The organism is Acinetobacter sp. A22, assembly GCF_030913345.1.
Classification (GTDB): domain Bacteria; phylum Pseudomonadota; class Gammaproteobacteria; order Pseudomonadales; family Moraxellaceae; genus Acinetobacter; species Acinetobacter junii.
Map to the genome: position 1 here is coordinate 3,177,056 of NZ_CP133162.1, position 22,821 is coordinate 3,199,876.

Annotated in this window: 34 protein-coding genes and 1 pseudogene; 33 read left to right on the forward strand and 2 right to left on the reverse strand. The window is 40.1% G+C overall.

Going from position 1 to position 22,821, the window contains the following annotated elements; translation table 11 throughout:
• Window positions 1-2 precede the first annotated feature (2 nt).
• From rplB to rplQ, 24 genes and pseudogenes are all read left to right on the forward strand, one after another.
• Complete coding sequence (rplB, locus tag Q9Q86_RS15480; RefSeq protein WP_004909365.1) at window positions 3-827, forward strand: 50S ribosomal protein L2; 825 nt, start codon at window positions 3-5, stop codon at window positions 825-827.
• Window positions 828-840: 13 nt separating this feature from the next.
• Window positions 841-1,116, forward strand: coding sequence for a 30S ribosomal protein S19 (rpsS, locus tag Q9Q86_RS15485; RefSeq protein ID WP_004641066.1), 276 nt, complete (start codon window positions 841-843; stop codon window positions 1,114-1,116).
• 11 nt (window positions 1,117-1,127) lie between these two features.
• Window positions 1,128-1,457 carry a 50S ribosomal protein L22 gene (gene rplV, locus Q9Q86_RS15490; RefSeq protein ID WP_004683272.1) on the forward strand — a complete coding sequence of 110 codons (330 nt, stop codon included), beginning with the start codon at window positions 1,128-1,130 and terminating at the stop codon, window positions 1,455-1,457.
• 1 nt (window position 1,458) lies between these two features.
• Window positions 1,459-2,275: pseudogene (gene rpsC, locus Q9Q86_RS15495) on the forward strand (30S ribosomal protein S3).
• A complete protein-coding gene (gene rplP / locus Q9Q86_RS15500; RefSeq protein WP_004641059.1) occupies window positions 2,215-2,628 on the forward strand; it encodes a 50S ribosomal protein L16 in 414 nt (137 codons plus the stop codon). Before rpsC ends, rplP begins: the two are co-directional and overlap by 61 nt.
• A complete protein-coding gene (rpmC, locus tag Q9Q86_RS15505; RefSeq protein WP_004909358.1) occupies window positions 2,628-2,825 on the forward strand; it encodes a 50S ribosomal protein L29 in 198 nt (65 codons plus the stop codon). The genes rplP and rpmC overlap by 1 nt, the downstream gene beginning before the upstream one ends.
• Window positions 2,822-3,079: a 30S ribosomal protein S17 gene (gene rpsQ, locus Q9Q86_RS15510; protein ID WP_004657679.1), complete on the forward strand. Its 258-nt coding sequence runs from the start codon at window positions 2,822-2,824 to the stop codon at window positions 3,077-3,079. Before rpmC ends, rpsQ begins: the two co-directional genes overlap by 4 nt.
• Before the next feature lie 92 nt (window positions 3,080-3,171).
• Window positions 3,172-3,540, forward strand: coding sequence for a 50S ribosomal protein L14 (gene rplN / locus Q9Q86_RS15515; RefSeq protein ID WP_004657680.1), 369 nt, complete (start codon window positions 3,172-3,174; stop codon window positions 3,538-3,540).
• 9 nt (window positions 3,541-3,549) lie between these two features.
• Entirely contained in the window at window positions 3,550-3,867 is a 318-nt protein-coding gene (gene rplX, locus Q9Q86_RS15520) for a 50S ribosomal protein L24 (protein WP_004909354.1), read from the forward strand.
• Window positions 3,868-3,882: 15 nt separating this feature from the next.
• Entirely contained in the window at window positions 3,883-4,419 is a 537-nt protein-coding gene (gene rplE / locus Q9Q86_RS15525) for a 50S ribosomal protein L5 (RefSeq protein ID WP_004909351.1), read from the forward strand.
• Window positions 4,420-4,428: 9 nt separating this feature from the next.
• The gene (rpsN, locus tag Q9Q86_RS15530; RefSeq protein WP_001074624.1) at window positions 4,429-4,734 is read left to right on the forward strand and encodes a 30S ribosomal protein S14; all 306 of its coding nucleotides are present in this window, start codon (window positions 4,429-4,431) and stop codon (window positions 4,732-4,734) included.
• Between the two features lie 11 nt (window positions 4,735-4,745).
• A complete protein-coding gene (rpsH, locus tag Q9Q86_RS15535) occupies window positions 4,746-5,141 on the forward strand; it encodes a 30S ribosomal protein S8 (protein WP_004909347.1) in 396 nt (131 codons plus the stop codon).
• Window positions 5,142-5,154: 13 nt separating this feature from the next.
• Window positions 5,155-5,688, forward strand: a complete 534-nt coding sequence (gene rplF, locus Q9Q86_RS15540) for a 50S ribosomal protein L6 (RefSeq protein WP_005403248.1) — start codon at window positions 5,155-5,157, stop codon at window positions 5,686-5,688.
• A gap of 14 nt (window positions 5,689-5,702) precedes the next feature.
• Window positions 5,703-6,053 carry a 50S ribosomal protein L18 gene (gene rplR / locus Q9Q86_RS15545; RefSeq protein WP_004641044.1) on the forward strand — a complete coding sequence of 117 codons (351 nt, stop codon included), beginning with the start codon at window positions 5,703-5,705 and terminating at the stop codon, window positions 6,051-6,053.
• Between the two features lie 2 nt (window positions 6,054-6,055).
• Complete coding sequence (rpsE, locus tag Q9Q86_RS15550; protein ID WP_004657688.1) at window positions 6,056-6,553, forward strand: 30S ribosomal protein S5; 498 nt, start codon at window positions 6,056-6,058, stop codon at window positions 6,551-6,553.
• Between the two features lie 6 nt (window positions 6,554-6,559).
• On the forward strand, window positions 6,560-6,736 hold the full coding sequence (gene rpmD, locus Q9Q86_RS15555; RefSeq protein WP_000849088.1) for a 50S ribosomal protein L30: 177 nt from the start codon (window positions 6,560-6,562) through the stop codon (window positions 6,734-6,736).
• 3 nt (window positions 6,737-6,739) lie between these two features.
• Window positions 6,740-7,180, forward strand: coding sequence for a 50S ribosomal protein L15 (gene rplO, locus Q9Q86_RS15560; protein ID WP_004909340.1), 441 nt, complete (start codon window positions 6,740-6,742; stop codon window positions 7,178-7,180).
• Window positions 7,181-7,225: 45 nt separating this feature from the next.
• Window positions 7,226-8,545, forward strand: a complete 1,320-nt coding sequence (gene secY, locus Q9Q86_RS15565; RefSeq protein ID WP_171053828.1) for a preprotein translocase subunit SecY — start codon at window positions 7,226-7,228, stop codon at window positions 8,543-8,545.
• A 20-nt stretch (window positions 8,546-8,565) separates the two neighbouring features.
• A complete protein-coding gene (gene rpmJ / locus Q9Q86_RS15570; protein WP_000867907.1) occupies window positions 8,566-8,682 on the forward strand; it encodes a 50S ribosomal protein L36 in 117 nt (38 codons plus the stop codon).
• Between the two features lie 107 nt (window positions 8,683-8,789).
• Complete coding sequence (gene rpsM / locus Q9Q86_RS15575) at window positions 8,790-9,146, forward strand: 30S ribosomal protein S13 (RefSeq protein ID WP_000090815.1); 357 nt, start codon at window positions 8,790-8,792, stop codon at window positions 9,144-9,146.
• A 19-nt stretch (window positions 9,147-9,165) separates the two neighbouring features.
• The gene (gene rpsK / locus Q9Q86_RS15580) at window positions 9,166-9,552 is read left to right on the forward strand and encodes a 30S ribosomal protein S11 (protein ID WP_001040166.1); all 387 of its coding nucleotides are present in this window, start codon (window positions 9,166-9,168) and stop codon (window positions 9,550-9,552) included.
• Window positions 9,553-9,564: 12 nt separating this feature from the next.
• Window positions 9,565-10,191, forward strand: coding sequence for a 30S ribosomal protein S4 (gene rpsD, locus Q9Q86_RS15585; RefSeq protein WP_004909337.1), 627 nt, complete (start codon window positions 9,565-9,567; stop codon window positions 10,189-10,191).
• A gap of 18 nt (window positions 10,192-10,209) precedes the next feature.
• Window positions 10,210-11,217, forward strand: coding sequence for a DNA-directed RNA polymerase subunit alpha (locus tag Q9Q86_RS15590; protein ID WP_004660372.1), 1,008 nt, complete (start codon window positions 10,210-10,212; stop codon window positions 11,215-11,217).
• Window positions 11,218-11,235: 18 nt separating this feature from the next.
• Window positions 11,236-11,601, forward strand: a complete 366-nt coding sequence (gene rplQ / locus Q9Q86_RS15595; protein ID WP_004641032.1) for a 50S ribosomal protein L17 — start codon at window positions 11,236-11,238, stop codon at window positions 11,599-11,601.
• Between the two features lie 114 nt (window positions 11,602-11,715).
• Here the strand turns inward: rplQ and Q9Q86_RS15600 are convergent, their stop codons facing one another.
• The gene (locus Q9Q86_RS15600; RefSeq protein WP_112987446.1) at window positions 11,716-12,267 is read right to left on the reverse strand and encodes a hypothetical protein; all 552 of its coding nucleotides are present in this window, start codon (window positions 12,265-12,267) and stop codon (window positions 11,716-11,718) included.
• Window positions 12,268-12,639: 372 nt separating this feature from the next.
• Here Q9Q86_RS15600 and Q9Q86_RS15605 point away from each other — a divergent pair, with 372 nt between their 5' ends.
• Together Q9Q86_RS15605 and Q9Q86_RS15610 are read left to right on the forward strand one after the other, a co-directional pair.
• Entirely contained in the window at window positions 12,640-14,130 is a 1,491-nt protein-coding gene (locus tag Q9Q86_RS15605) for an NAD(P)/FAD-dependent oxidoreductase (protein WP_112987445.1), read from the forward strand.
• Window positions 14,131-14,250: 120 nt separating this feature from the next.
• Window positions 14,251-14,751, forward strand: a complete 501-nt coding sequence (locus tag Q9Q86_RS15610; protein WP_112987444.1) for a DUF2059 domain-containing protein — start codon at window positions 14,251-14,253, stop codon at window positions 14,749-14,751.
• A 47-nt stretch (window positions 14,752-14,798) separates the two neighbouring features.
• Here Q9Q86_RS15610 and Q9Q86_RS15615 read toward each other — a convergent pair whose 3' ends face one another.
• Complete coding sequence (locus Q9Q86_RS15615; protein WP_004909327.1) at window positions 14,799-15,971, reverse strand: acyl-CoA dehydrogenase family protein; 1,173 nt, start codon at window positions 15,969-15,971, stop codon at window positions 14,799-14,801.
• A 184-nt stretch (window positions 15,972-16,155) separates the two neighbouring features.
• Here Q9Q86_RS15615 and Q9Q86_RS15620 point away from each other — a divergent pair, with 184 nt between their 5' ends.
• The 7 genes from Q9Q86_RS15620 to Q9Q86_RS15650 all read left to right on the forward strand — a co-directional run bounded on the left by Q9Q86_RS15620 (window position 16,156) and on the right by Q9Q86_RS15650 (window position 22,603).
• A complete protein-coding gene (locus Q9Q86_RS15620; RefSeq protein WP_039047469.1) occupies window positions 16,156-16,413 on the forward strand; it encodes a succinate dehydrogenase assembly factor 2 in 258 nt (85 codons plus the stop codon).
• A 4-nt stretch (window positions 16,414-16,417) separates the two neighbouring features.
• A complete protein-coding gene (locus Q9Q86_RS15625) occupies window positions 16,418-16,795 on the forward strand; it encodes a hypothetical protein (RefSeq protein ID WP_227540267.1) in 378 nt (125 codons plus the stop codon).
• 211 nt (window positions 16,796-17,006) lie between these two features.
• On the forward strand, window positions 17,007-17,213 hold the full coding sequence (locus tag Q9Q86_RS15630; RefSeq protein WP_171053826.1) for a hypothetical protein: 207 nt from the start codon (window positions 17,007-17,009) through the stop codon (window positions 17,211-17,213).
• Between the two features lie 360 nt (window positions 17,214-17,573).
• Window positions 17,574-18,656, forward strand: a complete 1,083-nt coding sequence (locus Q9Q86_RS15635; RefSeq protein WP_099948048.1) for a hypothetical protein — start codon at window positions 17,574-17,576, stop codon at window positions 18,654-18,656.
• Between the two features lie 88 nt (window positions 18,657-18,744).
• A complete protein-coding gene (rrtA, locus tag Q9Q86_RS15640) occupies window positions 18,745-19,314 on the forward strand; it encodes a rhombosortase (protein ID WP_004951830.1) in 570 nt (189 codons plus the stop codon).
• 153 nt (window positions 19,315-19,467) lie between these two features.
• Window positions 19,468-21,678 (forward strand): TRAP transporter large permease subunit, encoded by a 2,211-nt coding sequence (locus tag Q9Q86_RS15645; RefSeq protein ID WP_112987442.1) that lies wholly within the window; start codon window positions 19,468-19,470, stop codon window positions 21,676-21,678.
• Window positions 21,679-21,856: 178 nt separating this feature from the next.
• Window positions 21,857-22,603 carry an IS5 family transposase gene (locus Q9Q86_RS15650; RefSeq protein ID WP_004912080.1) on the forward strand — a complete coding sequence of 249 codons (747 nt, stop codon included), beginning with the start codon at window positions 21,857-21,859 and terminating at the stop codon, window positions 22,601-22,603.
• Window positions 22,604-22,821 lie beyond the last annotated feature (218 nt).

Here is a 22,821-nt window from a genome sequence, read left to right on the forward strand (position 1 = left end):
TTATGCCGATTCAAAAATGTAAGCCAACGTCTCCAGGACGTCGCTTTGTAGAGAAAGTGGTTCATGACCATCTTCACAAAGGCGCACCTTATGCACCGTTGGTTGAAGCTAAAAAACGTACTGGTGGTCGTAACAACAACGGTCACATTACGACTCGTCACGTTGGTGGTGGACACAAACAACACTATCGTCTCGTTGACTTTAAACGTAACAAAGATGGTATTCCAGCGACTGTAGAGCGTATTGAATACGATCCTAACCGTACTGCACACATTGCATTAGTTTTGTATGCTGATGGTGAGCGTCGTTACATCATCGCACCTAAAGGTTTGCGTGCTGGCGATAAAGTACAATCTGGTAACGATGCTCCAATTCGTCCAGGTAACTGCTTACCGCTTCGTAATATGCCTATCGGTTCTACACTTCACAACGTTGAACTTAAAATCGGTAAAGGTGCTCAATTAGCACGTTCTGCTGGTACTTCAGTTCAGTTGTTAGGTCGTGATGGTTCTTACGCAATCGTTCGTTTACGTTCTGGTGAAATGCGTAAAATCCACGTTGAATGTCGTGCTGTAATTGGTGAAGTTTCTAACCAAGAAAGCAACCTTCGTTCATTGGGTAAAGCTGGTGCTTCACGCTGGCGCGGTGTTCGTCCTACTGTTCGTGGTATGGCGATGAACCCGGTTGACCATCCACACGGTGGTGGTGAAGGGCGTAGCAAAGGTATTCAACCTGTAAGTCCATGGGGTCAAAAAGCTAAAGGGTACAAGACACGTACCAATAAGCGTACGACTAAGATGATTATTCGCGACCGTCGCGTCAAGTAAAGGAATCTGAATAATGCCTCGTTCATTAAAAAAAGGTCCATTCGTCGACGCACACTTGTTCGCTAAAGTTGAAGCAGCAATTGCAGCTAACAACCGTAAGCCGATCAAGACTTGGTCACGTCGTTCAATGATCCTTCCAGATTTTGTTGGTTTAACAATTTCTGTTCACAATGGTCGTAACCATGTTCCAGTAATTGTTACTGAGCATATGGTTGGTCATAAGCTTGGTGAATTCGCACCAACTCGTACCTATCGTGGTCACGGTGTTGATAAGAAGTCTAAACGTTAATAGGTGCTATGATGGAAGTAACTGCAAAATTACGCGGTGCCGCTATCTCGGCACAAAAAGCACGTTTAGTTGCTGATTTGATCCGTGGTAAATCGGTTGCGCGCGCGCTAGATATTTTGAACTTCAGCAACAAAAAAGCAGCTGTGCTTGTTAAAAAAGCGCTTGAATCTGCAATTGCAAATGCTGAACACAACAACAGCTTAGATGTTGACGATCTTAAAGTAACTACGATTTACGTTGATGAAGGTATGAGCCTTAAACGTATTTTGCCACGTGCTAAAGGCCGTGCGGATCGTATTACAAAGCGTACTTGTCACATCACCGTTAAGGTAGGGGTTTGATATGGGTCAGAAGGTTCATCCAATCGGTATCCGCCTAGGTGTTGTGAAACGCCATAACGCTAACTGGTATGCGAGTCCGAAACAATACGCTGAATACTTGCTTAAAGATCTTCAAGTTCGTGAGTTTTTAACTAAAAAACTTAAGAATGCGATGGTAAGCAATATTCTTATCGAACGTCCTACAGGCGCTGCTAAAGTAACTATTAGCACTGCTCGTCCTGGTATCGTTATCGGTAAAAAAGGCGAAGATATTGAGAAATTACAGCGCGAACTCACCAACATTATGGGTGTTCCAGCGCAAGTTAGCATCAACGAAATTGATCGCCCAGACTTAGATGCTCGTTTAGTTGCTGAAGCAATCGCTTCTCAATTAGAAAAGCGTGTAATGTTCCGTCGTGCTATGAAGCGTGCGGTTCAAAACACTATGCGTGCTGGCGCGAAAGGTATCAAAGTTGAAGTTTCTGGCCGTTTAGGTGGTGCAGAGATTGCTCGTACTGAATGGTATCGTGAAGGTCGTGTTCCTTTGCATACTCTTCGTGCTGATATCGACTATGCAACTATGCGTGCTGAAACAACTTACGGTACGATCGGTGTTAAAGTTTGGATTTTCCGTGGCGAGATCTTAGGTGGCATGAAACAAGTCATGAACCCTGCTCCTGCTGAAGAGCGTCCAGCTAAACGTGGTCGTGGTCGTGGTGAAGGTCAAGAGCGTCGTGGTCGTCGCGGTGACCGTGCTGCTGACAAGGGAGAATAATCCATGTTGCAACCTAAACGTACCAAATTCCGTAAAGTGCACAAAGGCCGTAACACTGGTCTAGCGCATCGTGGTAGTACAGTATCATTTGGTTCGATTGCGATTAAAGCGACTGAACGTGGTCGTATGACTGCGCGTCAAATCGAAGCTTGCCGTCGTACCATTAGCCGTCGTATTAAACGTGGTGGTAAAATCTTCATCCGTGTGTTCCCGGATAAACCAATTACCGAAAAACCATTAGAAGTTCGTATGGGTAAAGGTAAGGGTAGCGTGGAATACTGGGTTTGCCAGATTCAGCCAGGTAAGATCCTGTACGAAATTGAAGGTGTGAACGATGAATTAGCGCGTGAAGCTTTTGCTTTAGCTGCTGCTAAACTTCCGTTTAAAACCACTATCGTGACTCGGACGGTAATGTAATGAAAACTAAAGATCTACGTGAAAAATCGGTAGAAGAGTTGAAAGCGATGCTTGATGAGCAACAGCTTAACCAATTCCGTCTTCGTATGGCGAAAGCAACTGGTCAGTTGGGCAAATCGCACGAAGTGCAAATTGCTCGTAAGACAATTGCTCGTATCAAGACACTCCTTACCGAAAAACAGGGGAACGGACAATGAGTGAAAAAACAGTCCGCACGTTAACCGGCAAAGTCGTAAGCGACAAAATGGACAAATCTATTGTTGTGCTTATTGAACGCCGCGTTCAACACCCGTTGTATGGCAAATCAATCCGCCGTTCAACTAAATTACACGCTCATGATGAGAACAATGTTGCTAAATTAGGCGACTTGGTAACCATCAAAGAAAGCCGCCCAATTTCTAAAACTAAAGCTTGGACTTTAGTGGAAGTAGTTGAAGCTGCTGCTGAGTAATTAGACGTTCTTGTTGCATCATCGGACAATTTCGAGTACTCTTTGAGCCTTTCGAAATTGTGACCGGTGATGCTCGGTTTTGGAGTAGGGCAATGATTCAAACCGAAAGTATGCTCGACGTAGCAGACAACAGTGGTGCACGCCGCGTACAATGTATTAAAGTACTAGGTGGTTCACATCGTCGTTATGCTTCTGTTGGCGACATTATTAAAGTTACTGTAAAAGAAGCAATCCCACGCGCACGTGTTAAAAAAGGTGACGTGATGAATGCTGTAGTTGTTCGTACAAAATTCGGCATCCGTCGTCCAGATGGTTCAGTTATTCGTTTCGACGATAACGCAGCTGTTATTTTGAATAACAACAAAGCTCCGATTGCTACTCGTATCTTCGGACCAGTGACTCGTGAACTTCGTACTGAACAGTTCATGAAAATCATTTCATTGGCTCCTGAAGTTCTATAAGAGGCAATCATGGCTAAGATTAAAAAAGGCGATCAAGTAATTGTGATCGCAGGTAAAGAAAAAGGCAAACAAGGTGTTGTTTTGTCTGTTTCTGAAGATCGAGTTAAGGTCGAAGGTCTTAACTTGGTGAAGAAGCATCAAAAGCCAAACCGTGTAACAGGCGCTGAAGGCGGTATCGTTACTCAAGAGGCAACGCTTCATATCTCTAACGTGGCAATTTTTAATGCTACAACCCAAAAGGCTGACCGTGTTGGTTACCAAGTGATTGATGGCACGAAAACTCGTGTTTATAAATCAAATGGTGAATCAGTGGCGGCAGCGAAGTAATAGGTTGAAAAGGCAATGGCCAGACTTAAAGCACGTTACAATGACGAACTTAAAGCAAAGTTAAAAGAAGAACTTGGCATTAAGAATGTGATGGAAATTCCACGCATCACAAAAATCACTCTTAACATGGGTGTAGGCGCAGCTGCAACTGATAAGAAATTATTAGATGGTGCTGTTGCTGATATGCAACTCATTGCTGGTCAAAAACCAGTTGTGACACTTGCTCGTAAATCAATCGCTGGTTTCAAAATCCGTGATGGTTGGCCAATTGGTTGTAAAGTTACTTTACGTGGCGACCAAATGTACGAATTCTTGGACCGTTTGATCTCTATCGCGATTCCTCGTATCCGTGACTTCCGTGGTTTTTCTTCAAAATCATTTGATGGTCGTGGTAACTACTCTATGGGTTTAAAAGAGCAAATCGTTTTCCCTGAAATCGATTTTGACAAGATTGATCGTATTCGTGGTTTAGATATCACAATTACGACAACTGCTCGTAGCGATGACGAAGGCCGTGCGCTTATGCGTGCATTCGGCTTCCCGTTCAAATAAGAGGTCGATATGGCTAAGAAAGGTATGATTAATCGCGAATTGAAACGCGAAAAGACAGTTGCTAAATACGCTGCAAAACGTGCTGAATTAAAAGCAACGATTGCAAATGTAAACGCAAGTGACGAAGAACGTTTCGAAGCGATGTTAAAGTTACAAGCATTGCCACGTAATGCATCTCCAGTACGTCTTCGTAACCGCTGTGGTTTAACTGGTCGTCCTCATGGTTACTTCCGTAAGTTCGGTTTAAGCCGTAACAAATTACGTGACACAGTAATGCAGGGTGATGTACCAGGCGTTGTTAAGGCAAGCTGGTAAGGAGCGACTAAATGAGTATGCAAGATACCGTTGCCGACATGTTAACACGTGTTCGTAACGCACAAATGGCGAAGAAACAAGTTGTTTCTATGCCTTCTTCTAAGTTGAAAGTTGCAATTGCAAACGTACTTCAACAAGAAGGTTATATTTCAAATGTAGAAGTTGCTCAAGAAGATGCAAAATCTACTTTGACTATTACGCTAAAATATTTCGAAGGCAAACCAGTTATCGAAACGGTTAAGCGCGTAAGCCGTCCAGGTCTACGTCAATACCGTGGTAAAGATAAACTTCCTAGCGTTAAGCAAGGTTTGGGTATTGCAATTGTTTCTACAAGCAAAGGCATCATGACTGATCGCGCTGCACGTGCTGCGGGTGTTGGTGGTGAAGTTATTGCTTTTGTTTCTTAATAGGTGATTCCTCATGTCTCGTGTGGCTAAAGCCCCAGTAACTGTACCTAATGGTGTAACAGTTACTCAGAACGGCCGGCAGGTCGAAGTGAAAGGCAGCAAAGGTACATTGTCTTTCAACCTGCATGCGCTGGTCGAGCTAAAACAGGAAGAAGGTAAACTTCAACTTGCTCCAGTAAAAGAATCGAAAGATGCTTGGATGCAAGCTGGTACTGCTCGCGCTGTATTGAACAACCTTGTAAAAGGTGTTAGTGAAGGCTTCGAACGTAAACTACAACTTGTTGGTGTAGGTTACAAAGCTGCTGTTAAAGGTAGTGTTGTTAACCTAGCATTAGGTTATTCACACCCGATTGACTACGCTTTACCTGAAGGTGTAACAGCGGAAACTCCAACTGCAACTGAAATCATTTTGAAATCAGCAAACAAGCAGTTGTTAGGTCAAGTGGCAGCGGAAATCCGTGCATACCGTTCTCCTGAACCATATAAAGGTAAAGGTGTTCGTTATTCGGATGAAGTTATTCTTCGTAAAGAAGCTAAGAAGAAATAAGGCGCGAGGTTCTTATGAACGAAAAGAAACAAACCCGTTTGCGTCGTGCGAAAAGCACACGCTTGCACATCCGTGCATTGGGTGCGACTCGTTTGTGTGTAAACCGCACTCCGCGTCACATCTATGCTCAGGTTATTTCAGCAGATGGTGGCAAAGTTTTAGCGCAAGCTTCAACTTTAGATGCATCTTTACGTAGTGGTACTACTGGTAACGTTGAAGCGGCTACTAAAGTAGGTGCTTTGATCGCAGAACGTGCTAAAGCAGCTGGTGTTACTAAAGTTGCATTTGACCGTTCTGGTTTTAAATATCATGGTCGTATCAAAGCCTTGGCTGATGCTGCTCGTGAAGGCGGCTTGGAGTTCTAATCATGGCGAAAGTTGAACAAAACGAAGGTCTCGTTGAAAAGCTGGTTGCCGTTGATCGTGTAGCCAAGGTTGTTAAAGGTGGTCGTATCTTCTCTTTCACAGCATTAACTGTTGTGGGCGATGGTAATGGTCGTGTAGGTTTTGGTCGTGGTAAAGCACGTGAAGTTCCAGCTGCTATTTCTAAAGCACTTGAAGCTGCTCGTCGCAACATGATTACTGTAGACCTTGCTGGTACTACTTTACAACACCCTGTGAATGCTCGTCATGGTGCAAGCCGTGTATACATGCAACCTGCTTCTGAAGGTACTGGCGTAATTGCTGGTGGTGCTATGCGTGCCGTTTTAGAAGCTGCAGGTGTACATAACGTACTTGCTAAATGTTATGGCTCTACTAATGCTGCTAACGTAGTAAACGCAACTTTCAAAGGTTTGCGTGATATGACTTCTCCTGAGAAAGTCGCTGCGAAACGTGGTCTTTCAGTAGAACAAATTCAAGGGTAATCAATCATGAAAACGATTAAAGTTACCCAGACTAAATCTTCTTCGCATCGTTTAAAAAATCATAAACTTTGCCTACAAGGTCTAGGTCTGCGTCGTATTGGTCATACTGTAGAAGTGCAAGATACGCCTTCTAACCGTGGTATGATCAACAAAGTTTACTATATGGTTAGTGTAGAGGAATAAGCCATGACTCTGCGTTTAAATGAACTTTCACCTGCTGAAGGTGCAAAGCGTGAACACCGTCGTTTAGGCCGTGGTATCGGTTCTGGCGTTGGTAAAACTGGTGGTCGTGGTATCAAGGGTCAAAACTCACGTAAAAGTGGTGGTACTCGTCCAGGCTTTGAAGGCGGTCAAACTGCGTTATATCGTCGTTTACCTAAATTCGGTTTCACTAGCCAAATCGCTTTGAAAACTGCTGAAGTGCGTTTGTCTGAGTTGAATAAAGTGGAAGGCGACATCGTTAGCCTTGAAACTTTAAAAGCTGCGAATGTTGTTCGTCGTGACCAGATTCGTGCTCGCATCGTGCTTTCTGGTGAAATCACTCGCGCGTTCACTGTACAAGGTGTTGCGTTGACTAAAGGCGCTAAAGCTGCTGTTGAAGCTGCTGGCGGTAAAGTCGAGGAGTAATCTCGAGTGTCTATGACTCCTAGTTCTACTGGTCATGTTAACATGATGAAAGGCCAGCCATTTCATGTGAAATATCGTGAAATTATCCGCCGATTAATGTTTTTAATTGGCGCGTTATTGGTCTTTCGACTAGGAGCGCATATTCCGTTGCCGGGTATTGATAATGTAGCGCTGGCACGTTTTTTTAAAGCTAATGAAGGTACCTTCTTAGGTTTATTTAACATGTTTTCTGGCGGTGCATTAGAACGCATGTCGATTCTAGCGTTAGGTATCATGCCGTATATTTCTGCTTCGATTATCGTGCAGTTAATGTCGACAGTGATCCCTTCGTTAGAGGCTTTGAAAAAAGAAGGCGAGCAAGGCAAACGCAAGATTAATCAATATACACGTTACGGAACTTTATTCCTTGCACTAGTGCAAGGGGTGGGGATGTGTGCTGGTCTCATTAGTCAGGGTATTACTTTGACTTCGGGATTGGCATTTTATGTTCCAGCGGTAACTTCATTGGTTGCTGGAACAATGTTCTTGATGTGGTTAGGGGAGCAAATTACTGAACGTGGTGTCGGTAATGGTATCTCAATGATCATTTTCGCAGGTATTGTGGCAGGCTTACCAAACTTGGTAATTCAGTCATTTACAACAGTACAAAATGGTCAAGGTAGTTTAATTGGTTTAGCTGTATTTGGATTATTATCTTTAGCAGTTTTAGCTGCGATTGTGTTTATTGAAAAAGCACAACGTCGTATTCCAGTGAACTATGCTCAAAAACAGCAAGGGCGTCGTGTATTTACTGCACAGCAAACACATTTGCCATTGAAAATTAATATGGCAGGTGTAATCCCAGCAATTTTCGCAAGCTCATTGTTATTATTTCCAGCGAGTTTGGGGCAATGGCTAGGTAGTGCTGATCCTAATGCAGGGATTATTAAGCGTAGTCTGCAAGACTTGGCATTGGTGTTATCGCCTGGACAGCCGTTATATTTAATGCTCTTTGGTGCGTTAATTATTTTCTTCTGTTATTTCTATACCGCGCTTGTTTTTAGCCCGAAAGAAGTTTCAGAGAATTTGAAACGTAGCGGAGCGTATGTGCCTGGTATCCGCCCAGGTGAGCAAACGGCTCGTTATTTAGATCATATCCTTAATCGTTTGACGTTTATTGGTGCAATCTACATCACCGTTGTGTGCTTAATGCCGATGGTTTTACAAAGTTCATTTGGTATTCCATTCCATTTGGGTGGAACATCATTGCTTATTGTAGTTGTTGTAGTGATGGATTTTATGGCGCAACTTCAAGCGCATCTAACTTCGCATCAATATGATAATCAAACGTTAATGAGAAAAACGACTGCTCATCCTCAGGGATAAGCGCACTTAGAGGTTTCATCATGAAAGTACAAGCTTCTGTAAAGAAAATCTGTGGTAGCTGTAAAGTTATCCGTCGTAATGGGGTTATTCGCGTGATTTGTAGCGCAGAACCTCGTCATAAGCAGCGTCAAGGTTAATTTAATTAAGACCTGTTGATTTCAGTAGGCTAATTAGGTTATTATCCGCCCCTCAAGATTTTTGTGGGGCGGTTGATTATCTTGACTGCCTTTTTGGAGAAAATTGAATGGCTCGTATTGCCGGTGTAAACATTCCGGATAACAAGCATGCTGTTATCTCTCTCACGTATATTTTTGGTATCGGCCGCCACACTGCTAAGAATATCTTAGCTGCTGTAGGTATCACTGAGACTACAAAAATTCGTGAATTAGATGATGCTCAGCTTGATGCGATTCGTGCAGAAGTTGCTAAGGTTCCGACCGAAGGTGATTTACGTCGCGAAATTTCCATGAACATTAAACGTTTAATGGATTTAGGCTGCTACCGCGGTCTTCGTCATCGTCGCAGCTTGCCTGTTCGCGGACAACGCACCAAAACTAACGCACGTACCCGTAAAGGTCCGCGCAAACCGATTAAAAAGTAAGATTTCTGGAAGCTAAAAGATGGCTAAAGATACTCGCACACGCAAGAAGGTCACTCGTACCGTCTCTGAAGGTGTTGCACACATTCACGCGTCTTTTAATAACACCATTGTAACGATTACCGATCGTCAAGGTAATGCATTGGCTTGGGCTACCTCAGGTGGACAAGGCTTCCGTGGTTCACGTAAATCAACTCCGTTCGCTGCTCAGGTAGCTGCTGAAGTTGCTGGTAAAGCAGCTTTAGATTACGGTTTGAAAAACCTAGACGTCCTTGTAAAAGGTCCTGGTCCAGGTCGTGAGTCTGCGGTTCGTGCATTAGGCGCAGTGGGTTATAAGATTAACAGCATTACCGATGTGACTCCAATTCCTCACAACGGTTGCCGTCCACCTAAAAAACGTCGCGTGTAAGGAGAAACATTCATGGCTCGTTATATTGGTCCAAAATGCAAACTCTCTCGCCGCGAAGGGACAGACCTGCAACTTAAATCTGGCGTTAAACCATTTGACGTCAAAACAAAAAAAGCTAACAAAGCACCTGGTCAACATGGTCAGGCACGCGGTGGAAAGCAATCTGAGTACTCACTACAATTACGTGAAAAACAAAAAGTACGTCGTATGTACGGTGTGTTAGAGCGTCAATTTAGTAATTACTATAAAGAAGCAGCTCGTGTTAAAGGCGCAACAGGTGAAAACTTGTTGAAATTGCTTGAAAGCCGTCTTGATAACGTAGTTTATCGCATGGGTTTTGGTTCTACACGTGCAGAAGCTCGTCAGTTAGTAAGTCACCGTTCTATTACTTTAAATGGTCGTCGTGTAAACATTGCGTCTATTCAAGTTAAAGCGGGCGATGTAATTGCAGTGCATGAAGGCGCTAAACAACAATTGCGTATTAAAAACGCGATTGAATTAGCTGCTCAACGTGGTATCCCTGCTTGGATGGAAGTTGACCATTCTAAGTTAGAAGGTACGTTCAAAGCTGCTCCAGATCGTTCTGATTTACCTGCTGAAATCAACGAAAGCTTGATTGTAGAATTGTATTCTAAATAATCCTTGAGGTAGCAATAAATGACGCGTACTGCAAACGAGTTTCTAACTCCGCAAGCGATCAAGGTCGAAGCGGTGAGCGGGACCTCGGCAAAAGTGATTCTGGAACCTTTAGAGCGTGGCTTTGGTCATACTCTAGGTAATGCTTTACGTCGCATTCTATTGTCTTCTTTACCTGGCGCTGCTGTGGTTGAAGTAGAAATAGAAGGTGTCGAGCACGAGTACAGTACTTTAGAAGGCTTGCAGCAGGACATCGTCGAGCTCTTGCTGAACCTAAAAGGATTGTCTATTAAACTGTTCGATCAAAACGAAGCATATTTAACATTAGAGAAACAAGGTGCAGGTGACGTAACAGCAGCTGATCTTCGTTTACCTCATAATGTTGAAGTGGTTAACCCTGATCATTTAATTGGTACTTTGAGTTCTAGCGGTTCATTAAAAATGCGCCTTAAAGTTGCTCAAGGTCGTGGCTACGAAACTTCTGATTCACGCTTCCCAGAAGGCGAAACTCGCCCTGTAGGTCGTTTACAATTAGATGCTTCATATAGCCCGATTAAACGTGTTTCTTATACCGTTGAAAATGCGCGTGTAGAACAACGTACTGATCTTGACAAGCTAGTGATCGATCTTGAAACAAACGGTACTGTTGATCCAGAAGAAGCAATCCGCAAAGCGGCAACAATCTTGCAACAACAAATTGCAATTTTTGTTGATCTTCAGAAAGATCAAACTCCAGTTGCTCAAGAACCTCGCGAAGAAGTTGATCCAATTTTGCTTCGTCCAGTAGATGATCTCGAGCTAACTGTTCGTTCTGCTAACTGTTTGAAGGCAGAAAATATTTACTACATTGGTGATCTTGTTCAACGTACCGAAGTTGAGTTGTTAAAAACTCCTAACTTAGGTAAAAAATCGTTAACTGAGATCAAAGATGTTTTGGCATCGAAAGGTTTACAACTCGGCATGCGTTTAGAGAACTGGCCACCTGCTAGTCTCCGTATGGATGACCGTTTTGCCTATCGTAGCCGTTAATTAAGTAGGACTATCACCATGCGTCATCGTAATAGTGGTGTGAAATTAGGCCGTACAAGCAGCCACCGTAAGGCGTTGTTCCAAAACTTAACAAATGCTTTAGTTGAGCATGAGTTAATTAAAACAACTTTGCCTAAAGCGAAAGAACTTCGCCGCGTAGCTGAGCCTTTAATCACTTTAGCTAAAAACGATACAGTAGCAAACCGTCGTTTAGCGTTTGCTCGTACTCGTTCTGCAGCAACTGTTGGTAAATTATTTACCGTTCTTGGCCCTCGTTACAAAGAGCGTAACGGCGGTTATCTACGTGTTCTTAAAGCGGGCTTCCGTGCAGGTGATGCTGCACCGATGGCTTACGTTGAACTCGTTGACCGTGAAGTAAAATAATACTTCTACGTGTAGAACAGTCAGTTGTTCCAAAAAAGGTCGGTGTAATAACCGACCTTTTTTATTGTTTAAGGTTAAGGACATTGTATTCAAATGTATTGATGGAGCATTAAGTTAAGCAATTATTTTTAAATTATTCCTTTCAATTGGCGGCAAGTAGATCAAGAAACCTTGAATAATTTGGTCTGAATATTCTTCTGAGTACGCTATTCTGTAGTTTGTTTCTATCTCAACAGGAATAATTTCTCCAGCCAGGCTACTATCTTCCGTATATTCAAGATAATGTCTATCACCTTCAAAATGAAAGTTATATTGTATTTTGACTGAATCTAACAGATCTCCTATTCCTAACAAACCTAATAATTTTCCTTGATATCCTTCGCCTACATAGATGAATTCTAGTCTATTTGTATCTGCATTGAATGTTAGCGTAATGCTTTTATTCCAATAACAACATATTTCACTAATAGGATGTCCACTTGGCTGTACTAAATTTCGGTGTAAAACTAGCCATTTATTTTGCTCATAAGATAAGTTGTCTGATTCTTCATAATCATGAATGATTTGAAAATCTGAAACTGCTTTAAAGGTGTTGAAATTTAACCCTAATGCAATTCCTGCAGCAGATTGAGCTGGTATAATTTCAGCAAATAAATTCGGAATCAATGGTACACACTCTTCACGGTTTGTTTATAGGATTATTCGTTTTCAAAACAAGGTATATGAATTATTTAAGGTTCCTATTTACATTAAAATTTCATTATAAATTGCCTCTACATTTGATGTCCTTAATCTATTTTATGTTCTATAAATATTAATTAGTTAAATTAATTTTTTTGTAATAAAGTAAGGATGTATTCTTAATTTCCAGTTTCAGAAATTAGCAAATCCAAGCAAAAATCTCAGGATTTTTTACCCTCTTTTTTTTCAAAATGTCCCGAACTGATATAAAAAAACCTATGAATGACTAAACTTGACATTGTGTATTGTCAAATTTGTGCTTTAATAAAGACATGGTTTATACAGGGTATAAAAAAAATGGAAAAGCAAGTTGATGTATTAATTATTGGTGCAGGTATCTCTGGGATTGGGTTAGCTGTGCATCTTTCTAAGAACTGTCCGCAACGCCAATTTGAAATTTTAGAGCGTCGTGATAGCTTTGGTGGGACTTGGGATTTATTCCGTTATCCTGGTATTCGTTCTGATTCAGACATGTCTACTTTTGGTTTTAACTTTAAACCATGGGCAAAAGAAAAAGTTTTAGCAAGCGGTTCTGAAATTAAAGGTTATTTAGGTGAAGTCATCTCTGAAAATAAATTAAAAGAGAAAATTCACTTTGGTCATCGTGTACTTTCTGCAAACTATGATTCTGCTAAGAAAAAGTGGTTGGTTGAAATTGAAGACAACAACAAGAAGAAGCAGACTTGGTCAGCTAATTTTGTGATGGGATGTACTGGTTACTATAATTATGACCAAGGTTATGCACCACAATTCCAAGATCAAGATAAATTTAAAGGGCAATTTATCCATCCACAACACTGGCCTGAGAATTTAGATTATAAAGGCAAAAAAGTTGTAATTATCGGTAGTGGTGCAACTGCAATTACACTTGTTCCTTCAATGGTAAAAGGTGGGGCAGGTCATGTAACCATGTTGCAACGTTCTCCAACTTATATCGCAACAGTGCCTTCAATTGACTTTATTTATGAAAAGACACGTCGATTCATGTCTGAAGAAACAGCATATAAATTTACTCGTGCTCGTAACATTGGCATGCAGCGTGCAATTTATGCATTAGCACAAAAGCATCCTAAAACTGTTCGTCGTTTGCTGTTGAAAGGAATCGAGTTGCAGTTAAAAGGTAAAGTGGATATGAAACACTTTACTCCAAGCTATAACCCATGGGATCAGCGTTTGTGTGTCGTTCCTGATGGTGATTTATTCAAAGCTTTACGCGAAGGTCAAGCAAGTATTGAAACAGATCAAATTGAAAAATTCACCGCAAATGGTATTCAGTTAAAATCTGGTAAACACTTAGAAGCAGATATTGTGATCTCAGCAACTGGTTTAGAGATCCAAATCTTGGGTGGTGTACAAGGTTCAATCGATGGTAAGCCACTTAATACCTCTAAACACATGTTGTATCAAGGTGTGATGGTGAGTGATGTGCCGAATATGGCAATGATTATTGGTTATATCAATGCTTCTTGGACATTAAAAGTTGATATCGCAGCTGATTATATTTGCCGCTTGATTAATCATATGGATAAGAATGGCTATGATGAAGTGATTGCTCATGCTGACCCAAGTCAGTTTGAACAGGATACCATTATGGGTAAATTGTCTTCTGGTTATATCGCACGTGCAGCTGATGTTATGCCAAAACAAGGTAAGCAAGCGCCTTGGAAAATTACCAATAACTATCTTGCAGATCGTAAAGATCTAAAAGATGCTAAGTTTAACGATGGCGTATTGCAATTCCATAAACGTGGTGAGCAAGCGGATCGTAAGCCTAAATTAGTTTCATAAATTTTTTGTTTGATAAAAAACCTATGTTAATACATAGGTTTTTTTATTTCTAAATTTTAATTTCTGTTAAGAATTCGAGTATATTGATTCAAAATTTAAATAACGATCAAGGAAGAAATCATGAGGATAGGCTTGCTTTTAATAACTTTAATGTTAAGCACAGCGACTTTTGCAGAAGATATTAAAAAGAAAGAGACCGTTGCACAGAAGCTCGTATCAATGGACGGAACTGAACAAGGTTTACAGAACACTGATAAAATGATTATCGAGCAAATTCGTATGCGACTGCCTAAAGATATTCCTGAGCAGTTTTATGTTGATTTGAGCAAGAATTTGAATAGCGAAAAACGAAAGCAGTTTATCGTTCAACGTTATGTGGAAACTTTTAATCAAAAAGAATTAGAAGCAGCGTTGAAATTCTATGAATCCGCTGAGGGAAAGGCTTGGGCGAAGAAAGCAAGTGGTATTGGTGGCGAGATTGCTCATTTCACAACACAAGATGCTCGAGCAGCACTGAATACTACGATGCAACAACATGCTGATCATGCCACAATAAAGAAAATCATGATGCGTATGAATGCTCAAGATGCACAACACACAGAAAAAACACAACAGAAGTGATTTAAAAAGGGATAGCATTATCGATAGTGCTATCCCTTTAGATCTTATTATAGGGTGCGAGAAATCAGCTCTTTCATGATTTCATTGGTTCCAGCATAAATACGGTTTGCACGGTTGTCGATGTAGGCACGTGCGATTGGGTATTCAAGCATATAACCGTATCCGCCATGCAATTGTAAGCATTCATCTACAACTTTAGAGAACATATCAGAAATTTTGTATTTGGCAGCCGCAGCAGCATCGACACCTAGACTTTCTTCTAACTGTAATTCCATGCAACGATCTAAATAGGTACGACAGAAATCAATTTCAGTTCTTAGTTCAGCTAGTTTAAAGCGAGTATTTTGGAAAGTCCCAATTGGTTTTCCAAATGCTTTACGGTCCTTAGTATATTGAACTGTATGTGCAAAAGCTGCTTCAGCACCTGCTTGGCAAATAATCGCAACTAACATACGTTCCCATGCTAATTCTTTCATGAGCATGATAAAGCCCATGCCTTCCATACCTAGTAAATTTTCTTTTGGTACGCGGACGTTGTCAAAGAAGAGTTCGCATGTATCTTGTCCTTTCATACCAATTTTGTTTAAAGGTTTACCTTTACTAAAACCTGCACGATCTGCTTCGACAATAATTAATGAAAGATTGGCTGAACCTTTGTCGCTGTTACCTGTTTTACAAACTACAATTGCCATGTCGCAAAGATAGCCATTGGTAATGAAAATTTTAGAACCATTGATAACGTATTCATCACCATCAAGTACAGCCGTTGTACGAACAGCTTGCAAATCTGAACCTGTACCTGGTTCTGTCATAGCAATAGCCGTAACCGTTTCACCTGATGCCATTTTTGGCAACCATTTTTGCTTCTGATCTTCATTACCAAAATTATTAATGTAATTAGCAACGATATCTGAATGCAAAGAAAAACCTGTGCTTGAGTCCATCGCATATGCTTGTTCTTCAATCAGAATCATACTGTAGAGTCGATCCACACCTGAGCCACCATATTCTTCTGGCATCGTTGTGCATAACAAACCTAGCGCACCTGCTTTGTTCCATAAATCGCGATCTACATGCTGCTGTTTCTCATACTTTTCGATATTTGGAACAACTTCTTTTTCGTAGAACTTACGAACAGTTTCACGGAATGCTTCATGGTCTGGAGTAAAAAGTTTACGTGGAAGCATGTTTGGAATTGGACGAATGGCACCTGATTGCATTTGTTATTTTTTCCCTAGTTCATTGGATTAAATGATCATCATGAAGATACAAGAAAGCTGAATTATTCAACAATGTGATCAATGCTCATTTTGATTGATGTATTTGGTCACCTTATAAAAATCTATGCGCAGATAAAACTGGATCAGGTACACTATGCTGTCTTTGTTGCAAGTGGAATAAGTAATGTCTGATGAAATGACACTGGAAGAGCGCAAGGTGATTTATCGTGCACGTCGTGGGTTAAAAGAAATTGATGTGTACTTTGACCCTTATGTTAAACAATATTATTTGACTGCAGACCCAACAGAAAAAGCATTATTTGCAGAGTTGGTGGATCAAGAAGATCCTGATTTGTTGGATTGGTTTATGGAAGTGGGTGAGCCACCACGTGCAGAGTTAAAAGCGTTTATTTTAAAATTAAAAAAATATGTACACGGCTAAACGTATGTTTGAGCTGCAATCTAGTCGATTTTCGCTAGGATTGCAGCTGTTTTGTTTTTTGGGTATCAATATCCTACTTTATCAATTATTGTCAGCTTTTTTATGGTTAGTGTGCTTGTTGATTATGGGATGGGCGGGCTGGTCGGCATTAAACAAACCGAAAATAAATCAAATTGAGTATCTCTGTGACGATGATTGGTCGATTCGTTTTGATGGAGTAGAGCTTAATATCGAGCAAGGAAAATTACTCAAAATTGTTGATCATCATTTATATATTGTGCTGCATTTTTCTAATATTGAATCAAAAACATGTGTAATTTGGTGGGATCAATTGTCTTTAAATCAATGGAAAATGCTTAAATTACTCTCAAAACTTGCATAATTGTTAGACAAGTCTACATTTGTATAATTAAATTAATTTAATATAAATCATTTAGATAGTGTTTTTTTACTCAACTTTAAAAACAATTGTTAGATTAAATACTCTAAAAAATAATGAAAATGATGATTGTCAGACAATCTGAGCATCAAGATCGCTACCTTTTCGCTAAAGTACAAACACCAACGTAAAGTGTGGTGGAGGTCCTAAAATGATGGAAATTCCAACATGGTCGTTTCTGGTGATTGCAATCGTTTTTGCAATTGTAATAGGAAGAGCAGGAACTTTACTCAGGGAACTTCTTGAATCACATCAACGTAATGTTGCAGTGACCAAGAGAAAGAGATTGAAGGTGTCATCAATATATCACAATCCCGTGAATGCTGATGTCGAACGTCGATCTAGTATCTATCAAAAGTAGATACAAAAAGTGTAGGAGGTCTCTATGGAGATTTCAATGTGGATGTTTCTAGTAATTGCAGTCGTTATGGCGATTGTTATAGGAAGAGCTGGAACATTACTCAAGGATTATTTGCAACAAAACTAAAATATAAAAGAGTTTCACGTTTTAACCAGTTAATAAGTAGCATGTGCTGAACCGTCGCAATGCTACTTTTTTTTGCCTGAAATTTTTAGATCTTCAATTCTCTGTCAATTCTCTTTTCTGTGACTTGTGTCAAAATGTCCACGTTAAAATTAGAGCAATTACTCTTTAATTCAAGTATTGCATCTGATAAGGTACATCTAAAAGGAAAAACAAATTAATTAGAGGACAGGAAGAATGTCTAAACTCCACAAAATTGGACAGGGTGTGGCGGTTGCTTTGGTTACAACTTCAATGTTATCAGGGTGTTCATATGTCATTAAAACTGGTGCAAATGTCGCGTTAGGATTCAGTGAAAAACATATCGTACCACCAATTTTAGCAATGGAAGATGCTGAAATGGTATGTAATTCAGGAAATGCATTAACTCCTGCAATTATGTCAACCAAAGATATGGGTGCCGACCCGACCCGAATGGCTGTTTTATTGTATACTGCCGCGGGTATTTGTGCCGAAAATCAAGCGCTTGAGGCTGAATTACGTTATTTGCGTGCTTCTAAAGCGGGTCAAGTGACTGAAGCTCAAGATGCTCGTATTGAGCAAAAACGTTGGGCTGGTATTGCAGCAGAACGTCAATATGCAAGCTACAAGCTTTTCGCGAATCGTTGGGAAACTAAATATAAGTATAAATTAGGCGATTCATGTCCAACTATGCGTAATGATTTAGATCAAACCGTATATTTATTGGGTATGGTGAATGGTCTACAAGCGATGACCAATGATATTAACTCTGGTGGTGCAATCAATGTACCGAAAGATATTGCGGGTATTGTAGAACGTGGTATGGCATGTCTAGATAATGAAAAGTTCTGGGGCGCTCCAATGGCGACTCGTGCTGTGATTTGGACATTATTACCAGGTGCTGGTGATGGTAAACCTGAACCTTATGCAACGATGAAAGAATCGATGCAAATTGGTGAGAAAAAAGGTGTTCGCTTAGCACATGCACTTTATGCTGTTGCTGCACAAGCAAGTGGTGATGATGCAAAACTTAGAGATGCATTCCGTTCATATGCTGCTGCAACAGGGGAAGATAAACCTGCAAACCCTCAATTTAGATTAATTGACAAAATGGCAGGTCTAATGGTTCGTGGAATTGCGGATCGTTACTGGACAGAAAATACTGGCATACGTGCTACCGATGAAGGTCTATCAACATTCTGGGATGATAAACAAGAAAGTTCTTCAGAATTAGATGAGCTATTTGATGGTGGTGGGGATGGTGCATCTGCTCCTGCAGAAGAGACCCCAGCTCAGTAACCTAGATTAAACGACCTTTTACATTATTTAAGTACATTACTGGTTAATGTTGAATGTAAAAGGTCCGTTTTAAAAGAGGGGTACGTAAATGAAAGATCAAATATGGATACGGAAAGTCATATTGATCGCAGTATGTATTTCGATCTCTGCAAGTCTGCAAGTTTTTGCTGATCATTTCATCTATTGGAAGCCTAGTGTACTGGTCGAAGTCTGGCGTTTATGGACAGCCCATTGGGTACATGTTGGATGGATGCATTTCTTTTTGAATATGCTTGCATTTGCTTGTTTACCTTTTATTTTTCCACATGCGCGTAATAGACATCTAGTTTGGTTGTTATTACTGTTACCACCATTTATCAGCCTCATTTTTTATTTTTACTTTCCTTATATTGAAGCTTATGCAGGTTTATCAGGCGTATTGCATGGTCTTTATACAGCGGTAAGTTTGGTTTATCTAAAATATCCAAAGGAAAGAACATTCGCAATTTTAGTTTTAGTGCTCATATTTGCCAAACTTGTTTGGGAAAATACCTTTGGTCAAACAGGTACAGCACAATTAATAGGAAGTCCTGTACTAACAGAAGCACATTTGATTGGAGCAATTGGAGGTGTATTTTGTGGACTTGGTTATTTGCTATTAAAAAGGATTAAGAAATAAAAACATTAAGTCACTTTCATACAAACTTATCAACAACTTAGACGGTTTAAATAGGGATTGGTTATCAAGAGGGTGTTATTTCTCTATCAACCATATACATCGCATGATTCAACATCTTTGGATGGATGTTGAGAACAATAAAGTGGAATAGACATGCAACATGATCAAGAGAAAAAATCTGGATTAGGTCTGCTCAGCCATATATGGACAGAGTGGATTTCGACCTTTGTCATACTTTTCTTGCTTCTAATGACATTGGTTATTGGAACAGGTGAGATGATTCATGGTCAGCTTTTACGTATGGGGGAGCGCCTTTATGGTGATCCTGATACAGGAATGCAATATTCATTTCTACGTGCTGAACCAGAGAAACCAATCTGTGACAGAAATCCAAATATAGATGCACAAGTTCAAGAGCAGATGAAAATCAATGCTGCTGATGAGTTTGCGAGTATGTTTGGTGTAGCTTCTGAGGCAGATGTTCGAGCTTCGCTGATAGCGGCTCAGCAACAATGTGATGAGAAATACCAATTCTATGATAAGGCAATGAAGCATATCGAAGCCAATCCTGGTGTTCGTACTTATCGTAAAATTGAAACTAGTTTCTTTGGTATCTTTAAATTTGGAACAGAGAACCGTGCGTTATTCCTCGTTATTATGGTTGTATTTGCAGCAATAAGTGCAACATTGAAAGCGCATCACATTGGTTTACGTAGTCCTGCTACCAAAACTGATTTCCGTGTTTATGGTATTGCGATGTTGATGGGTAATGCATTACTCACATCATCTGTGATTAGCCAATATAAATCGGTCATGAATTCAGGTGTTCCGATCACACCAGAAATGAACGTGATTTATTGGTTGTGGATGATATTGTTTGGTGTGCTGACACTCATCAGCTTATTCCAACTAATCAAACCACCTGCTGCAACTCGTGAAGGTGGTAATGTCGGTTTAGCCTTCCTCAGCATTCCTTTATATGCCTATATGGCGATTATCACCGGGGTTGCATTTACTTTCTTCATGGACTATCCAATGGGGCAAGGTATTTATCTGGGGCAGTTGGTTGAATTCTCGAATATTTTCTTGAATCTAGCATTGTTTATTTGGGCGGGTATGTTGCTCAAGCAAACACGTATTGTTGATTTATTCCTCAATATCTTACGTCCTTGGAATCTGGCTCCAGAGACTTTAACTTGGTTGATCCTTCTTGCAGCGGCATTACCAACAGCCTATACAGGTGCATCAGGTATTTTCGTTATCGCTGCGGGTGCGATTATTTATAAAGAAGTGTGGAATGCGGGTGGACGCCGTCAGTTTGCTTTAGCAGCAACGGCGCTATCGGGTTCAATGGGTGTAGTTCTACGTCCATGTTTATTGATCGTAGTAGTCGCTTCACTGAACAAAGAAGTAACGACTGATTTGCTTTATAAATACGGGATGTACACATTCCTATTAACCTCAACGTTATTCTTGGTGATTGCATTATTCTTTGCAGAACAAAAATTCCGTATTGCACCATTTAAAGTTGCATTGCCTAAATCATTACGTGCATTCGTACCTGTATCACCATATATCGTGATCTTTGTTTTGATTTGGTTATTCTACAAACATGCATTAGCAACTGATCTCAATGAATTTACTGCACCTGTAATGATGCCTGTGATTCTATTGATGATGGTATTGTTTGATAAGTTACGTAAAGAACCTGCACCGTTGGCGCCTGTTGGTCATTGGGACAGTACTTTGAATAGCTACACATTGCCTGCGGATGGTAGTCAACCTGCACCAAAAATTAATCCAGAAGATGACCCACGCAAACCAGAGCGTAATATCTCCTTTGCTAAAGCATTGCATGCTTCTTCAAGTGAAACAGTAGGGCATATCGGTGCACTTGTGATTCTGATGGCGCTTTCAGTGAGTGTCGGTGGTTTCCTTGAGCAAATTCATATCATGGATGCATTCCCGCAAGATATTAATAATATTGTTGTCGTGATTACGTTGATTGTATTATTGATGATCTTCGTAGGTATGATCATGGATCCATTTGGTGCTGTGATTCTGATCACGGCTACAGTCGCACCTGTTGCATATCAATATGGTATTGATCCTGTTCATTTCTGGATGATTGCGCTTATTGGTTTTGAGTTGGGTTACGTCACACCTCCAGTTGCGTTAAACCATCTCTTGGCTCGACAATCGATTGGTGATGCGGAAGTGGCTGAAGCAGATGCAGAAGTTCGTCATTTGTCTTTCTACTATCGATATGAACGTTGGATATTGCCTTTATTGGTGATGGTACCTGCAATCTTAATTATTGCTTACGTTCCGTATTTCTTTAAATTATTTGGTTGGTATAACTAAACTAACAATAAAAAAAGCACCTTCGGGTGCTTTTTTTATTTCTCGAAATAGCTCATCAATTTTCTCTAAATAAGAAATTTGAATAAATTTGAGATAGTTAGGGTGTGTTGACACTTTTAGCTTAAAAAAATAGCGAAGTAGTAAAATCAAATTGCCAAACCCAATTTTACTATTCGCTATTCCTCGTACCATGCTGACAGATCAACACTGGCAAAAGTTGAAAACTATTTTGCGTAATTTATCTATTCATCACAACTCAAATTTACGTAATTTTATTGAAGCTATTCTCTATAGAATTAGAACAGGCTGTCCGTGGCGAGATATTCCTTCCTATTTCGGTCAATCAAACTCTATTTTCAAACGTTTTAATCGTTGGTCAAGCAGCGGTAAGTTGCTTAGATTATTCAAATTATTAGCATCATGCCCCGATATGGAGTGGATTTTTATTGATGGCTCTCACGTACGTGCTCATCAACATTCTGCCGGTATAGCGAATCAATCCATTTCTAAAAGTGTAGGAGGAAACTCCTCAAAAATACATTTGATTGTTGATTCACATGGCAATCCTATTGATTTCATGATTACCGATGGCACTACACATGACATCAAAGTTGCACCTGATTTAATAGCAACATTAGATTTAAAAGAGACAGAAGTGGTATGCGCAGATAAAGGCTATGATTCAGAACCACTGCGTGAGCAGATCAGAAAAACAGGAACAAAAGCGAATATACCAAAGAAAATAAATAGCCAATCGAACAATGATCATATGGACTGGTATTTATATAAAATCAGGCATTTAGTTGAAAATATGTTTTGTAGATTAAAACAATTTAGAGGGATAGCTACTCGATATGACAAGCTCAAAAGAAATTATCAAAGTGCTGTTGCCTTAGCCTGTATATTTTTATGGCTACCTTTATAGGTTTAATTATGAACAGTAAATGTCAACAGACCCTAATCGTTTTAAATATTTTTGCCAAAGATTTTGCAAATCCAAGTAAACCAGTATGCTTCGACAGTAGGTTAAATGCTTTTAATATTTTTACGGTTAAAATTATTCATTGTTTAAATTGATAAAAAAAACTTACAAAAAAGTGATTGCAGTCATTATTTTTTAGAAAAGTTTGCTGCAAATTTAGG